The organism is Brevibacterium atlanticum (genome assembly GCF_011617245.1).
In the GTDB taxonomy this organism is placed as follows: Bacteria; Actinomycetota; Actinomycetes; order Actinomycetales; family Brevibacteriaceae; genus Brevibacterium; species Brevibacterium atlanticum.
This window is the reverse complement of the sequence record NZ_CP050152.1, coordinates 2,813,966-2,829,641: the sequence shown is the minus strand read 5'-3', so window position 1 is coordinate 2,829,641 and position 15,676 is coordinate 2,813,966. Positions and strand designations below refer to the sequence as shown.

Genomic DNA, 15,676 nt, shown 5'->3' with positions numbered 1-15,676 from the left:
GCCGGGACCGGTCGTGTCCGCTCTGTGGAGCGGCGATTGCGCATCAGCGCGGATGTACCCCGGCTGCGGCCAGCGCTTCGAGCAGGCGCTGACGCAGCTCCTGTGCCCGAGCGGAGAACTCCTTCTGCCGTGCCATGTACTCGGCCTTGCCCGCTGAGGTCTCGATGGCGACGACATCATAGCCCCATCCGCGCAGGTCATACGGGGAGGCCTCCATGTCGAGGGTGCGGATGTCGAGTGCCAGGTCGAAGCAGTCGACGACGAGATCCGAGTCCGCGATCGGCGAGATCTTCATCGCCCACTTGTACAGGTCCATCCCCGCATGCAGGCACCCGGGCTGTTCGTTGGCGACCATGCCCTCACGGCTCGGCTGCAGGGTGTTCAGCGGCCTGGCCGGCGCGGTGAAGAACCGGAACGCGTCATGGTGCGAGCACTGGATTCGGTGGCCTTCGACCACGGCATCGGTCTCGGCCGGGCTGAGACGCAGCGGCACCTGCTGATGCCGGCGCTCCTCCTCGGTGAGACGGTAGACCATCGCCCATTCGTGGATGCCGAAGCAGCCGAAGTTCGCTTCCCGATGCAGCGTCGAGGCGAGCAGGGAGGCGATGAACTTCGCCCCGTCCCCACGGTCGGCACCCCAGGAATCGAGGTCCACCTCGGCGACCTTCCGGTCATCGTCGATGCGATACCAGCGCCGGTCGAAGTACCGGCGGTCGGCCTCGGTGGGCAGTTCGATGCGCACACTCGGTCCGGGATGCCACTTCTTCAGCTGCCCGACCTTGAACGGGTAGTAGGTGAAGAGGAAATCCTCGACCGGATGGCTCTCCTGCCGCATCCGCCGTGCAATGTGGGCGTCCGTGCGCTCGCCGATCGCGGCCTCGTGCGCATCACGCAGCGGTCGCCACACAGCGGCAGGCACGACACCATCGCCGAGGTGGCCCGACCCACGGTCGGCACGCTCGGTTGCGATGGGGGTCGCGGACGGTGCAGAGGTCACCGATCCATTGTCCCAGACGGTGGGTGGGCATGCATGTCCGCCGGGCACGGGGCAGAGGGGTTCAGCGTCCCGAACGTTTCGTGCCCCTCTGCGCCGCTGCGGCCAGCGGGTCCTCCGGCCACGGGTGCTTCGGGTACCGTCCCCGGTTCTCGGCCCTGACGTGGGCATACGCATTCGTCCAGAACGATGCGAGGTCGCTCGTCACCGCCAGGGGTCGCCCGGCAGGGGAGAGGAGGTGCATCGTCACCGGTACCCGGCCCTCGCAGATGCGGGGAACATCGGTCCACCCGAAGCACTCCTGAAGCTTGACCGCGAGGATGGGACTCTTGGCCGCGTCGTCAGTCCCGGTCCTGTCGGCCCCGGTGCTGTCGGCTCCAGTGCTGTCTCCCTCGGCGCTGAACCCATCGGGATCGGCATAGTCGAGGCGGATGCGTGACCCAGTGGGCACCTCGATGTGAGTCGGCGCGAGTTCGTCGAGGCGGGCCGCCTCGGGCCACGGCAGAAGTGTGCGCAGCGCGGAGACGAGGTCGACCCGGCTGGGATCGGTGCCCTTCGCGATCCGGTCGAGAGCCTCGGGACACCAGTCGGGCAGCGTCTGCGACAGGTGGTGCCAACTCACCTCCGGCCACGGTTCACCGTAGACACTTCGCAGCAGACCCAGTCGTGCACGCAGCGATTCGAAGGCCTCTGAGGGCCGCAGTACCTCACGGGCGCCGCGGTCGCCCACCGATTCGGCGATGGCTCGACGCGCCAGTTCTGCGCTCGCCCGAATCGGGGTGGCCGAGAGTTCGATCCCGCCGAGGCGTTCCCGCCGGACGGCGCGGACCTTGCCGTCGTCGAAGGTCGCGGTCTCCTCCGTGGCCAGCAGCCCGGCGCCGGCGAGCTCGGCGGTGTCCTCATCGATGGGGACGGCGGCGCGGATGATTGCGCGCTGGCCGGCCAGTCCCACCTCGGCGATGGCCAACCACGGACTGCCCTGCAGGGAGGAATCGCTGGGCAGGGTGGCCGCGGTGCCCGAGGCCAGCAGATATTCGGAATCCGAGGAGCTGCGCAGGCGTGCGATCTGGAGCTGGAAGGACAGCGCGGTGACGAGTCCGAGGTCGTCGGCGGTGAGTGTGCCGCTCGGCGAAGTGACGTTGGGCGGAGCGGAACTGATCGCTGAGCCGGCACCTTCCGCCGGCGCAGCCGTGCCCGTCGCGGAGTTGTTCGACGCGAACTCGCGCGCCAGCCCGGCGAAGCGCTTTCGGTCCTGGGCGAAGCGGGCGTCCTTGCCGCGGCGCAGCTGCCGCAGCAGTGCCGTGAGATCGGCGCCGGGAGCCCGCTGATCGGACTCGATGACCGCGATGGCTTCGGCCGCGACTTCCGGAGAGAGCAGCGACGCCCCGTCGAGGAGACCCCGCGCCGACCACACCGAGGCGGGAATCGTCGCGAGCGCCCGCCCGGTCTCGGTCACATGAAGATCGGAAATCGGGAGCTCGGCAGCGTCGGTGCCCTCGTCGCGCTCGCCACCGCTGGTGGCTCCATCGGCCCGTTCCGGCGCTTCGACCGCACCCAGCGCCATAAGGTTCTCGATCGCCTGCCGCTTCGGACCCGCCGGCAGAGGCTCGGGCAGCAGGGTTTCACCCCCACCCCACACGGCCAGGGCCAGCACCGCGGCGGTGAGGTCCGAGGTCGCGACCTCGGGCACAGTGTGCTCGGGCAGGCTCGCCCAATCGGCTTCCGATAGACACCGATAAGCCACGCCGGGACCCTGCCTGGCCGCGCGCCCGGAGCGCTGCGTGCCCGACGCCTTCGACTCCCGCATCGTCACCAGCCCCGACATGCGCCGGCGAGTGTCGAGACGCGGACCGCGCGAAAGCCCGGAATCGACGACGATGCGCACGCCCGGCACCGTCAGTGCCGACTCGGCCACCGAGGTCGTCACGATCACCCGCCGCACCGCACCCGGATCGCCCGGCCGGAGTATCGCATCCTGCTCCCGCGACGGTGTCCGCCCGGTCAGCGTGTGCACCTCGACCGCCGAGGAGGCTCCACCACCGGCATCGGGCCTTGCCGAGGCGGCTGACTCCACACGTTGCCGCACGCGAGCGGCCACCTCGTCGACCTCACGGGCACCCGGTGAGAAGACGAGCACATCCCCGGCGCTGTTCTCATGCAGCGCCCGCACCGTCGTCTCCGCCAGATGATCGAGGAAATCCCAGGTGACACCCCTGGCATCGAGTGGTCGCTGTTTCGCCGGCGCCCACCGGATCTCTAAGGGATGGGCATCGGCAGCCACCGACAGCACCCGCGCGGGGGACTGCGGCCCGGCCCCGAGCCGGTGCGCCCACATCCCGGCATCGAGCGTCGCCGACATCACGACCAGCGACAGATCGGACCGGAGTGCGATGAGCTCCCGACACATCGCGAACGTGAGATCCGTGTCCAGCTGCCGCTCATGCACCTCGTCGAGGATCACCCCCGACACCCCGGTCAGCTCCGGATCCCGCAGCAGCCGAGCCATGAGCACACCCGTGGTGACGAACTCGATGACCGTGGCAGCCGAGGTCCGCGACTCACCGCGGACCGTGAAACCCACCACCTCGCCGAGGCGGGTCCCGCTCAGCGACGCCAGTCGCCTGGCCGCGGCGCGGGCGGCCATCCGCCGCGGCTGGGTGACGATGATCCGCCCCGGTTCGACCCGCTCGCCAGCCGATCCGGACGAGGACCCGGCGAGGACCTCGGCGATCAGCGGCGGAACGAGGGTGGTCTTACCGGTGCCGGGAGGAGCCTCGACGACGAGCTTCGGGGAGGGGCCCACCTCGGCGATGGTGAGCTCATCGATGAGCGCAGCCGCCGGCAGCGAAGCGCCGATGCGGGCCAGGTCGAAGGTGTGCGGAGTGGGCGAATGCGGCATGGCACCAGTCTCTCAGCCCCGCCGCCCGGGCCGCGCAGCGGACTCCGCGAGAACCCGCGCGCGGAAGCGGGCCGTCACTGACTAGACTGGGGCACATGCGTATCGCCAGATTTGTGCATCAGGACGAACCCAAATACGGAGTGGTCGAAGGTGAGGTGCCGCCGATCGCCGACGGCAGCTGGGACACCTCAGGACTCGAACTCGCGGTCCTCGACTCCGACCCCTTCTTCTCCCCGGCCCAATCGACGGGGGAGAGGCTGAAGTTCGACGATGTGCGTCTGGTCAGCCCCATCCTTCCGCGCTCGAAGGTCATCGGCGTCGGCCGCAACTTCGCCGACCATGCCGCCGAACTCGGCAACGAGGTGCCGGTGTCTCCGCTGACCTTCTTCAAGCCGAACACCGCTGTCATCGGCCCCGGCGACCCCATCCGCCTGCCCGCGATCAGCGAATACGTGAGCTATGAGGCCGAACTAGCCGTCATCATCGGCCGGGTCGCCAAGGGTGTGAAGGCCGAGAACGCCTTCGACCACGTGCTCGGCTACACCGCGGGCAACGACGTCACCCTCCGCGACATCCAGAAATCCGACAAGCAGTGGTCGCGGGCGAAGGGCTTCGACACCTCGTGCCCGCTGGGACCCTGGATCGAAACCGAACTCGACGTCGACGATCTGGGCATCCGCTCCTGGGTCGACGGGGATCTCAAGCAGGACGGCACCACCGCCGACTTCATCTTCGACATCCCGACCCTCATCGAGCACCTGTCGGAGACGATCACGCTGCTGCCCGGAGACGTCATCCTCACCGGAACCCCCGCCGGAGTCGGCCAGATCGTGTCCGGCAACCGCGTCGACATCGCCATCGAGGGACTCGGCGTCCTGTCCAACCCGGTCATGGACGCGTAAGAACACCCCACCACCGACTCACACACCACACCACAAGAAGGACAATCGTGAGCGTCACAGTTCGTTTCTGCCCATCACCCACCGGCACCCCGCACGTCGGCATGGTCCGCACCGCCCTGTTCAACTGGGCCTACGCCAAGCACACCGGCGGGAAGTTCGTCTTCCGCATCGAGGACACCGACGCCGCCCGCGACTCCGAGGAGAGCTTCGGCCAGGTCGTCGAAGCACTCAAGTGGCTGGGCCTGGACTGGGACGAAGGCATCGAGGTCGGCGGACCCAACGGCCCCTACCGCCAGTCCCAGCGCAGCGAGATCTACGCCGACGTCATCGAGAAGCTCAAGGCCGGCGGCCACATCTACGAGTCCTACTCGACGAACGAGGAGGTCGAAGCCCGGCACAAGGCCGCCGGACGCGACCCGAAGCTCGGCTACGACGGCTTCGACCGCGACCTCACCGACGAGCAGAAGGCCGCCTTCCGCGCCGAAGGCCGCGAACCCGTGTGGCGCGTGCGCATGCCCGACGAGGACATCACCTTCACCGACCTCGTCCGCGGAGAGATCACCTTCAGGGCCGGCACCGTCCCCGACTTCGTCGTCGTCCGTGCCAATGGGCAGCCGCTGTACACCCTGGTCAACCCCGTCGACGACGCGCTGATGGGCATCACCCACGTGCTCCGCGGCGAGGACATCCTGTCCTCGACCCCGCGCCAGATCGCACTGTACGAACACCTCAAGGCCATCGGCATCGCCGAGGCGACCCCCGAATTCGGCCACCTGCCCTACGTCATGGGCGAGGGCAACAAGAAGCTGTCGAAGCGCGATCCCGAATCGAACCTCTTCCTCCACCGCGAGAACGGGTTCATCCCCGAGGGGCTCATCAACTACCTCGCCCTGCTCGGCTGGTCCATCGGACCCGACCGCGACGTCTTCAGCGTCAAGGAGTTCACCGAGGCCTTCGACATCCACGACGTCCTGCCCAACCCGGCCCGCTTCGACGTCAAGAAGGCCACCGCCATCAACGCCGACCACATCCGCCTCCTCGAACCGGATGACTTCCGCGACCGCCTGGTGCCCTACCTCCAGGCCGCCGAGGTGCTGCCCGAGTCCCCGTCGGACGCTCAGCTGGCAATCCTCGACGCTGCGGCCCCGCTCGTGCAGACGCGCATGAAGCTGCTCGGAGAGGCCCCGGACCTGCTCGCGTTCCTCTTCACCCCTGACGCCGACCTCGTCATGGCCGAAGACGGGCTGAAGACGCTCAAAGACTCGGCCCCCGAAGTGCTCGCCGCCTCCATCGAGGTCCTCGAAGGGCTCGACGACTGGACGACGGAGAAGCTCGAAGAGGTGCTCTCGGCGAAGTTGGTGACCGAGATGGAGATCAAACCGCGCCTGGCCTATGGTCCGCTGCGCGTGGCCGTGTCCGGTCGCAAGGTCTCCCCGCCGCTGTTCGAGTCGATGGAGATCCTCGGCAAGGACTCCTCGCTGACCCGTCTCAAGGCCCTCGCCGCACACCTGTGAACCCGGGGCATTGAGCATGAGCGAGCAGACGACCTGGACGCGTGGGGGACTGCACCTCACCGATGTCACCGTCGATGTGCCCTTCGATCATTTCGGGAGGGCGGACCCTGGGGTGAGTCTGCCGCAGACGCTCACCGTCTTCGCGCGGATCATCGCCGCCGAGGCGGACAGCCACAAGCCCTTCCTCGTATTCCTCCAGGGCGGGCCCGGGGTCGAGGCTCCACGCCCGGTGACACCGGTGAGCTCCGGATCCTGGCTGGCGCGCGCCTTGGAGGAGTTCCGGGTCGTCATGCTCGACCAGCGCGGCACGGGCCGATCGAATCCGATCGGTTCCGTGGACGGCCGGATCACCGGGCTCGAGGCCGTCGGTGAGGATCCCGCCGCAATCGCCGAGGCGCTGTCGTTCTTCCGCGCCGATTCGATCGTTGAGGATGCGGAGATCCTGCGAGGCCACCTCGGCGCGGATTCCTGGTCCCTGCTCGGCCAGTCCTTCGGCGGGTTCACCACGCTGCGGTATGTGTCCGCGCATGCCACGTCGCTGCGCGAGGTGTACTTCACCGGTGGGCTGCCCGCCATCGGACTCGACCCGGTCGACGTCTACGGACGGACCTGGGAGGGCATGATCCGCAAGTCCGAACAGTTCTACCGTGCCTTCCCCGGCGACCGGGAGAAGATGCGGCGGCTGGTCGAACTCGCCTCCGCGGGAGACGGCATCCCCCTGCCCGGTGGGGCGCGGGCGACGGGGGGGCGGATCCGCCTCCTCGGGCACTTCCTCGGTGCCTCCGACGGACCCGAGAAGCTGCACTATCTGCTCGACCTCGACCCCGCCTCGGCGGCGTTCCGGCACGACCTGGCGGCGTCGCTGCCGTTCTCCGGACGCAACCCGCTCTACGCGGTCATCCACGAGTCCTGCTGGGCCGACGGCACCGTGACGAATTGGGCGGCAAGGCGGGCGATGCCCGATGCCGTCCGTGAGGACCCGACCCTGCTGGCCGGTGAACATGCCGGACCCGAATCCCTGCACGAGGATCCGGAGCTCACCCCCTTCGCCGAGGTGGCCGACCTCGTCGCCGGGCGTTCGTGGCCGAGCCTCTACGACGTCGGTGCCCTGCAGGCCGCCGAGGTTCGCGGAGCGGCGGCGGTGTATTTCGAGGACGCGTACGTGCCTGTGGAGTATTCCCTGGCCACGGCCGAGCACCTGTCCGGGGTGACGCCGTGGGTGACGAACGAGTACGAACACAACGGTCTGCGCGCCGACGGATATCGGGTCCTCGACCGGCTCATCGGCCTCGCCCGCGGGTGAGCGGTCCACGCCGGTGGGATTGGAACCGGGCGACGGGCAGGTGCGATTCTGTTAAGAAGGTCACACTGAAAAGGGACCTCTGTGATTTGTCCGGAAGCGGTCTGCTTGTGTAGAGTTATATCTCGTTGCTCAGGGAAATCTCCTCGGGGATGACCGTGAAAAGCATTGGGCTATGGTGTAATTGGCAGCACGAGTGATTCTGGTTCATTTAGTCTAGGTTCAAGTCCTGGTAGCCCAGCGGACATCATCCGGAGGTTATTCCAGGTGAGTTGTTCTAGCCCCCGTCGTCTAGTGGCCTAGGACGCCGCCCTCTCAAGGCGGTAACGGCAGTTCGAATCTGCTCGGGGGTACGGCTGAGCCCCGCATCGTTCTTCGGTGCGGGGCTCGCTCTAATTCACGGGTGGCTGTGGAGCCGACTCAGCGGGAGACGGAGTCGGCGATCCTCTTCGTGTTCTCGGCGGTCTTGATGTTCGACACGATGAGCTCGAGGACCAGGCGGACTCCGATGACCCAGAGGGCCGGGATGATCCAGCCGAAGACGATCGCGAGGATCAGCGGCAGGATATTGAAGCTCGGTCCGCCGCTGTAGTACGCCATGGTCGATCCTGCCGCCACGCCGGCGCTGATACCGGCGACGATCGTGCCGATGTACGACAGCGCCGCGACGATCATTGCGATGATGTAGATGAAACCGGCCCATTTGACCGCGATGAAGCTGTCGAAGCGGAAGTCGAAGAGTGACTTGAAGAAGCCCTTCTCACCGGTTCCGGACTGCGGGGTCTGAGCGTATCCGGGCTGACCGTAGGCTCCCGGCTGAGCATAAGCCTGTTGGTAGCCGTCGGCCTGACTGTATCCCTGCTGGTAAGCGCCTTGCTGATACGCATCGGGCTGAGCGTAGGCTCCCTGCTGGCTGCCCTGCTGCGGGGGCTGCTGGTAGGCGTTGGGATCGTAGGTTCCCTGCTGGTACCCGTTCTGGGCGTTCTGGCCCGGTTGCGAGTAGTCGTACTGGGCGGTCTGGCCGGTCTGCCCGTAGTCGCTGTTTCCCTGCTGGGATGCGTCGGGCTGCTCGCCGGGATTCGACTCGGGCTGGTCCGGCTGGTCTGAGATCGGGTCGTTCGGGTTCTGCGGTGTCGACATGGTCGCCCCTCTCGCGAATGGACTGCAGTCCGGGCGGAATGCAGCGGCTGGAAAACTGCCTGTATTCGCAACCTATCAGGGTGCCACCGGCCGAGGAAGGTTCGTTGTCATGTTGGCGGCGCACTCAGAGCGACGGCTCAGACAGCTCCATCGGTGTCGGCATCCACATCAGCGGGTTCGCCGCTCGCCTCCAGCGAAATGCTCCAGGCCACGCTGAGCTCCTCACCGGGGCCGACGACGTCGAAGTCCTCCCCGGGCTCACCCGCGGCGAAGGCGTTCGGCGGGCATGTCATCGGCTCGATCGCGATCGCTCGCCGTGCCAGTTCCGGGTCGAGACCGTCCCCGGTGCACACCTGCCAGGTGCGGAACTCTGGTCCCATACCGATGACGCTCTCACGGTCGTCGACACGCTTGAGCCGGGCCCGTGACCATCCGTCGGGTCCGCGCCGTGGAGCGCCGAAGGCATCGTCGAGCACCGCACCGCGAATCGAGCGCAGAGCCCGGAAGTCCTTGCATACGAGGCACGCGGCCTCATCGGCGACGTGATCGGCAGGGACCGCCGTGCCGTCATCGAACGGGCGCACCCCTGTGGGAATGAGCCGGTCGTCGGTCTCGTACCAGGTGGTGGCGGGAATGAGCAGCTGTGCGCCGTCAACCGCCGCCGCATCCGCACCGCCACCAGGGGAGAGCCACGGGTGGAATCCGAATCCGAACGGTGCTCGAACCGACCCGGTATTCACAGCACTCGCGCTGATCCGCAGCCCCGCCTCGGCGAGGTCATAGGAGACGGACAGGGAGAACGGGAACGGATACCCCTCCGACTGAGCCAAGGCGTATTCGAGGCGCACCGCGGATTCGGTGCGCTCGGCCACAGTCCATGCGACGTCGGCGACGAGCCCGTGCAGAGCAGTGTCGCGTTCGGGCTCGGTGATCGGCAGCCGATGACCGGTGCCGTCGAAGTCGAAGCGACCGCCGTCGATCCGATTGGGCCAGGGCGCGAGCACGGCCCCGTCGAAGGCCTCCATCGCCACCACGACCGGGCGATCGCCCACGGTGAAGCTCAACAGACTCGCGCCGATGGGGGAGATGACCGCCGAGGACTCGTCACGGGCGAGTTCGATGCAGGTGGTCATGAGTCTCCGTGATCGGCGGCGGCAAGCGGGTCGGGGTGAGAAGCGCAGATGCAGATATTCTACGCGCAACGCCCGCTCCGAGTGCCTCGGATGTTAGCATTATGATCGAAAATGATCAGTTTTGGGAGGTCTGATGGCATCGTCACATCACCGTTCGAGTCTGGCCGACGGCCGTGACGTGCTGTTCTTCCAGGACCCCGATTCCCCGGCACCGGCGATCGACGACGATCCTCGCCCCAGCGAGGCCCGGCCCGACAGCGGCACTCTCCGCTTCGACGTGCTCACCGGGGAATGGGTCGCCGTGGCCACCCACCGCCAGTCGCGCACGCACCTGCCCGCAGCCGCCGACTGCCCGCTGTGCCCGTCCACACCCGGCCGCCACACCGAGATCCCGGCCGCCGACTTCGACGTCGTCGTCTTCGAAAACCGGTTCCCCTCGCTCGGGCCCGGACTCGGTGATGTTCCCGCCGCGCCGATCTCGGCGGAGAATCTCGCCGAGGCGGCTGACGGTGAGGCAGGATTCGATTCGTCCGCGCTGACGGCCCCGGCCCACGGTCGCTGCGAGGTCGTCGTGTTCTCCTCCGAGCACGAAGGGTCCTTCGCCGGCCTCGGGCAGACCCGGGCCCGCACCGTCATCGACGCCTGGGCGCATCGCACCGCCGAGCTGTCGGCGCTTCCCGGCATCGAACAGGTCTTCGTCTTCGAGAACCGGGGAGAGGAGATCGGGGTGACGATGAACCACCCGCACGGGCAGATCTATGCTTACCCGTATGTCACCCCGCACACCACCATCACCAGCGCCCGCGCTCAGCGGTATCACGCTGAGACCGGACGGGTGCTCATGGGCGACGTCCTCGACTTCGAACAGAATGCCGGGGAGCGGATGATCGTCCGGTCCGAGCACTTCTCCGCCTTCGTCCCCTTCGCCGCGCGCTGGCCGATCGAGGTCCACATCGTCCCTCATCGCCAGGTGCCGAGCCTCGCCGAACTCGACGAGGCCGAACGCGACGATCTCGCCCGGGTCTACCCCGAGATCCTGCAGCGCATCGACGGTCTCTACCCGACACCCACCCCCTACATCGCTGCCTGGCACCAGGCTCCGGTCAACAGCCCGGACGCGTCTGCCGAATGGCTGCACCTCGAGATCACGAGCCCGCGACGTGCGGAGAACAAACTGAAGTTCCTCGCCGGCTCCGAAGCGGCCATGGGTGCCTTCGTCGGCGATGTCTCCGCCGAGGAGACCGCGGCCCGGCTGCGCGCGGTGAGTGTGGCGACGGGGCGTGCTGCAGCGACGACCATCAGTGAAGGCGGCGACCGATGAACCAGCCCTCTGCCCCCAATGCCGCGAGTCTCGCAGCCGAGTTCACCACGCTCTTCGGCTACGAGCCGCTCGGCTGCTTCCGCGCCCCCGGCCGAGTCAACATCATCGGTGAGCACACCGATTACAACAACGGGTTCGTCCTGCCCATCGCCATCGACCGTGCCGTCCATATCGCGATCGGACGGAGACCCGAAAACCACAGCGCCGAGGCGGGCGAACCCGTCCGCGGAACGGCACAGCCGCCGCTGCGCGGCGAGAGCATCCGGATCATCTCCGATCATCGCGACGATTCCGGGCTGCGACTGTCCGGCCAATTCACGGCCGAGGAGCTCGCTCCCGGGGTGCTGCGCGGCTGGCTCAGCCATCCCGCCGGCGTGGTCGACGAGATCAGGAAGACGACCGGCACGATCGTCGGCGGCCTCGACCTCTACATCGAATCGACGGTGCCGGTCGGTGCCGGACTCTCGTCCTCCCACGCGCTCGAGGTGGCGGTGCTCATCGCCCTCGACGAGGTCTACGGGCTCGGCCTGAGCGATACTGAGAAGGCGCTGCTCACCCAGCGTGCGGAGAACGACTTCGTCGGAGCGCCCACGGGCATCGTCGACCAGGCCGCCTCCATCATGACCGAGGGCGGGCACGCGCTCTTCCTCGACTGCCGCGACCTCAGCACTCGGCAGATCCCCTTCGACCTCGACGCCGAGGGGCTGAAGCTGCTCGTCATCGACACCCGCGTCTCCCATTCCCACAGCGAGAGCGGCTACGGGGTGCGGAGGAAGACCTGCGAGGACGTCGCGGCGATCTTCGGCGTCGACAGCCTGCGCGAGATCGACGACTCAACCGATCTGAGCGGCCTGACCGACGAACAGCAGAAGCGGGTGCGACACGTGTTCAGCGAGAATGCCCGGGTGCTGGCCTCCATCGAGAGGCTCGAAGGTGCCGGCCAGGCCCGAACGACCGGTCGGGAATCCACTGCCGGCGGCGGGATCCGCGGCATCGGCGACCTCCTTCTCGCCTCCCACACCTCCCTGTCCGAGGACTATGAGGTCTCATGCGTCGAACTCGATGGCGCTGTCGCTGCCGCCATGGGCGCCGGTGCCATCGGGGCGCGGATGATCGGCGGCGGCTTCGGCGGCTCGGCGATCGCGCTCATCGACGAGGACGCCGTCGATCGGGTCAGTGCGGCCGTGATCGATGACTTCGCGGCGCGCGGATATCGTGCCCCGGACATCTTCGCCGTCAGCGCCGGCCCCGGTGCCGGACGCCTCGACTGAGAGCCCACCGCCGGCCATTGACCCACCACCCTCATAGGTTCATCATTGAAATCGAGGTTCTGATTCTGAACCGAACTCGATGAGGAGGCCATGATGGACACGTGCGAGGTCAATGGAGTCGTGCTCGGCGTCGAGCGCTTCGGGACCGAGACGGCTCCGCCGGTCCTCTGCCTCGGCGCTCCGACAATGCTGTCCTGGCCGGATGCCCTGTGCGAATCGCTCGCCGACCGCGGACGATTCGTCGTCCGCTGCGATCTGCGCGGTTCCGGGGCGTCGACCCGCGGGAATCCCGAGGCCCCCGACTACACGCTGCGCGATCTCGCTGCTGATGCCGCGTCCCTGGCTGCCTGCCTGAGCATCACGCCTGCTCACCTGGCAGGCATCGGCATCGGCGGCATGGTCGCCCAGGTTGCCGCCCTCGATCATCCCGACGCCTTCTCTGCTCTCACCCTCATCGGGTCCCGTCCCGTAGCCCCCGGGCCGGTCGATGAGGATCTGCCCGATCATGACGCCGCCGTGATGGGCCGTCTCTTCTCCCGACCGATGCCGGAGTGGACGGACTCACAGGCGGTCGCCGACCATGCCGCCGAGGGTGCTCGGCTGCTCGGGAACGATCCCGACGACGCTCGCAGGGTCGCTGCACGGATCTGGGAGCGGACGCAGTCATCCGATCCCGGCGCACACATGGCCGATCAGCTCGGCATGGTCTTCTCCCGGCTCGACTGCCGACCGCGCTGGCGCGAACGCCTGCCCGAACTCAGGCTGCCCACGCTCGTCGTCCACGGGAGGCAGGATCCGTTCTTTCCCATGGGCAACGCCGAAGCGCTCGCCCGCGAGATCCCGAACTCCCGCCTGCTCATCCTCGACGAGGCGGCGACGGCGATTCCCGCCGGTGACATCGCCGAGGTGGTGGAGGCGATGGCAGGGCTCTGAGCGCCTCGGCGCGCAGAACCCCCGCCGGCGTACGAGTGCGGCAGCCGACGGGGGTTCTGAACGGTCAGTCGGCCTTCGGCCCCGCCTCGGTGCCGGTGACATCGTCGGTGTCCTCGATGATGCGGATCGGGCGGACCTTCGCCCAGGCGAGGAAGAGGACCGCGGCGATGAGGAGTCCGATACCGGTCCACAGGTTCGCGTCGATGCCTCCGGTGCGCTCCGCCTCGTCGGGGGTGAAGCTGACCATTCCGGCGATCGTGAGGATGATGCCGAAGATGCCCAGCAGGACGCCGATGAAGTTGCGGATGTCGAAGGCGCCTGCGGTCTTCGTCAGTTCATGTGCTTTGCTCATGGTGTTCACTGGCTCCTTCACCCGAAGGTCACGTTGAGGATGATGACGAGGACCAAGGCGGCTCCCGCAATGGGCACCGGACGCTTCCAGACCGGAGGCTTCGGTTCGCCCAGATCCTCGAAGTCGGTCTTCGGAGTCTCCGAATAGACGAGCCCGCGCAGCTCATCGGCCGGCTTCGGCGTCGTGTAGAAGGTGACGATGACGGAGAGGATGATGTCGACGACGAACGCGGTGCTCGCGGCGAGGAATGCCGCACCCTGACCTGGCAGATCGAGCACTCCGGTCTCGGCGAGGACGAACACGGCCACGGCCGAGAGCGTTCCGCCGACCAGGCCGACCCAACCGGCGGTCGCGGACATCCGCTTCCAGAACATACCGAGAATGAACGTGGCGAACAGCGGGGCATTGAAGAAGCCGAACAGCGTCTGCAGATAGTCCATGAGGTTGGAGAAGTTGCCGGCGATCAGCGCGGTGAAGATCGCGACGACGCAGGCACCGATCGTGGCGTAGCGGCCGACCTTGAGGTAGTAGCCGTCCTCGCGGTCCTTGACCACGTACTGCTGCCACAGGTCGTAGCTGAAGACCGTGTTGAATGCGGAGATGTTCGCGGCCATTCCCGCCATGAACGCAGCGAGCAGACCTGCGATCGCGATGCCCAGCAGGCCGTTCGGCAGGACCTCGCGCATGAGCAGCAGGAGTGCGTCGTTGTACGTGACACCCGTCTGAGCCTGCGCGGCCGCCTCGCCGGCGGAGGACGAGATCTGCTTGAACTGCGTCATCTGCGTCACGAGGACCGCGGAGATCATGCCGGGGATGATGACGATGAAGGGGATGAGCATCTTCGGGAAGGAGCCGAGGATGGGCGTCAGCCGAGCGGCGTTGATCGACTTCGACGCCATGGCCCTCTGGACCTCGACGAAGTTCGTCGTCCAGTAGCCGAAGGAGAGCACGAAGCCGAGTCCGAAGACGATGCCGACGACCGAGAGCACCGGATTGGAGAAGCCGGAGAGCTGTTCGCCGGGCCAGCTGCTCAGCTGTTCTGCGCCGAGCATGCCGTCGTTGGTCACTCGCTCCTTGAGGCCCTCCCAACCGCCGACGCGATTGAGCCCGATGATCGTCAGCGGCAGGAGCGCTGCGACGATGACGAAGAACTGGAGCACCTCGTTGTAGATCGCTGCGGTGAGCCCGCCGAGCGTGATGTAGGAGAGCACGATCACTGCGGCGACGACGAGGGCGATCCACAGCGGCCAGCCGAGCAGACGATTGACGATCGTGCCGAGCAGGAACAGGTTGACGCCGGCGATGAGGATCTGCGCGATCGCGAACGACAGGGCGTTGACCAGGTGGGCGCCGGTGCCGAAGCGCCTGCGCATGAACTCGGGGACGGATCTGACCTTCGAACCGTAGTAGAAGGGCATCATCACCACGCCGAGGAACAGCATCGCGGGGACCGCACCGATCCAGAAGTAGTGCATCGTCGGCATGCCGTACTGCGCGCCCGTGGCGGACATTCCCATGATCTCAACGGCGCCGAGGTTGGCCGAGACGAACGCGAGAGCCGTGACCCAGGCGGGAAGGCTCCGACCCGAGAGGAGGAACTCGATGCTCGAGGAGATGCCGCGTTTGGCGAACCAGCCGATTCCCAGGACGAAGATGAAGTAGATCGCTATCAGCAGATAGTCGATCCACTGAGCGTCCAGGCGGATGTCTTCCAAGGTTCCTCCATATGCGTCAGTGCATGCGTGCAATGTGCGTCAGCTCAAGGCCGTGTGTGGTGTGTGACACCCCGAGTGGACACTTTAGAGGATTGTGGGCCTGATCGCTAGTGATCGAACCTGAACAGTTTTGATCGTTTCGTCCTCAGGGGGTCTCGCACACCGGCTCACCCGCGAAAACGCATGGTGACGGGCCCTCTGT

General features: G+C 67.1%; 12 protein-coding genes and 2 tRNA genes. 8 read left to right on the top strand and 6 right to left on the bottom strand.

What is annotated here, in order from left to right; genetic code table 11:
• Positions 1 to 43 precede the first annotated feature (43 nt).
• Complete coding sequence (locus tag GUY23_RS12640) at positions 44 to 997, bottom strand: 3-methyladenine DNA glycosylase (protein WP_407647360.1); 954 nt, start codon at positions 995 to 997, stop codon at positions 44 to 46.
• 61 nt (positions 998 to 1,058) lie between these two features.
• Positions 1,059 to 3,893 (bottom strand): ATP-dependent RNA helicase, encoded by a 2,835-nt coding sequence (locus tag GUY23_RS12635; protein WP_166972826.1) that lies wholly within the window; start codon positions 3,891 to 3,893, stop codon positions 1,059 to 1,061.
• A gap of 95 nt (positions 3,894 to 3,988) precedes the next feature.
• Here GUY23_RS12635 and GUY23_RS12630 point away from each other — a divergent pair, with 95 nt between their 5' ends.
• The 5 genes from GUY23_RS12630 (at position 3,989) to GUY23_RS12610 (ending at position 7,962) form a co-directional block, all read left to right on the top strand.
• Positions 3,989 to 4,795 carry a fumarylacetoacetate hydrolase family protein gene (locus GUY23_RS12630; protein ID WP_166972824.1) on the top strand — a complete coding sequence of 269 codons (807 nt, stop codon included), beginning with the start codon at positions 3,989 to 3,991 and terminating at the stop codon, positions 4,793 to 4,795.
• 47 nt (positions 4,796 to 4,842) lie between these two features.
• Positions 4,843 to 6,309 carry a glutamate--tRNA ligase gene (gltX, locus tag GUY23_RS12625; protein ID WP_166972822.1) on the top strand — a complete coding sequence of 489 codons (1,467 nt, stop codon included), beginning with the start codon at positions 4,843 to 4,845 and terminating at the stop codon, positions 6,307 to 6,309.
• 16 nt (positions 6,310 to 6,325) lie between these two features.
• Complete coding sequence (locus tag GUY23_RS12620) at positions 6,326 to 7,612, top strand: alpha/beta fold hydrolase (protein ID WP_166972820.1); 1,287 nt, start codon at positions 6,326 to 6,328, stop codon at positions 7,610 to 7,612.
• Between the two features lie 166 nt (positions 7,613 to 7,778).
• A tRNA-Gln gene (locus GUY23_RS12615) sits at positions 7,779 to 7,850 on the top strand.
• A 39-nt stretch (positions 7,851 to 7,889) separates the two neighbouring features.
• A tRNA-Glu gene (locus tag GUY23_RS12610) sits at positions 7,890 to 7,962 on the top strand.
• Between the two features lie 67 nt (positions 7,963 to 8,029).
• Here GUY23_RS12610 and GUY23_RS12605 read toward each other — a convergent pair.
• Both GUY23_RS12605 and GUY23_RS12600 read right to left on the bottom strand, forming a co-directional pair.
• Positions 8,030 to 8,749 carry a DUF4282 domain-containing protein gene (locus tag GUY23_RS12605; protein WP_166972819.1) on the bottom strand — a complete coding sequence of 240 codons (720 nt, stop codon included), beginning with the start codon at positions 8,747 to 8,749 and terminating at the stop codon, positions 8,030 to 8,032.
• A 137-nt stretch (positions 8,750 to 8,886) separates the two neighbouring features.
• On the bottom strand, positions 8,887 to 9,882 hold the full coding sequence (locus tag GUY23_RS12600; RefSeq protein WP_166972814.1) for an aldose 1-epimerase family protein: 996 nt from the start codon (positions 9,880 to 9,882) through the stop codon (positions 8,887 to 8,889).
• 133 nt (positions 9,883 to 10,015) lie between these two features.
• Between GUY23_RS12600 and galT the strand changes: the two genes are divergently transcribed.
• The 3 genes from galT to GUY23_RS12585 all read left to right on the top strand — a co-directional run bounded on the left by galT (position 10,016) and on the right by GUY23_RS12585 (position 13,407).
• Complete coding sequence (gene galT, locus GUY23_RS12595; RefSeq protein WP_166972812.1) at positions 10,016 to 11,203, top strand: galactose-1-phosphate uridylyltransferase; 1,188 nt, start codon at positions 10,016 to 10,018, stop codon at positions 11,201 to 11,203.
• Entirely contained in the window at positions 11,200 to 12,474 is a 1,275-nt protein-coding gene (gene galK / locus GUY23_RS12590; RefSeq protein ID WP_166972810.1) for a galactokinase, read from the top strand. The genes galT and galK overlap by 4 nt, the downstream gene beginning before the upstream one ends.
• Positions 12,475 to 12,564: 90 nt before the next feature.
• Positions 12,565 to 13,407 carry an alpha/beta fold hydrolase gene (locus tag GUY23_RS12585; protein ID WP_228282287.1) on the top strand — a complete coding sequence of 281 codons (843 nt, stop codon included), beginning with the start codon at positions 12,565 to 12,567 and terminating at the stop codon, positions 13,405 to 13,407.
• Between the two features lie 64 nt (positions 13,408 to 13,471).
• Here the strand turns inward: GUY23_RS12585 and GUY23_RS12580 are convergent, their stop codons facing one another.
• Both GUY23_RS12580 and GUY23_RS12575 read right to left on the bottom strand, forming a co-directional pair.
• Entirely contained in the window at positions 13,472 to 13,759 is a 288-nt protein-coding gene (locus GUY23_RS12580) for a hypothetical protein (protein WP_166972808.1), read from the bottom strand.
• 17 nt (positions 13,760 to 13,776) lie between these two features.
• A complete protein-coding gene (locus GUY23_RS12575; protein WP_166972806.1) occupies positions 13,777 to 15,474 on the bottom strand; it encodes a sodium:solute symporter family protein in 1,698 nt (565 codons plus the stop codon).
• Between the last annotated feature and the right edge of the window lie 202 nt (positions 15,475 to 15,676).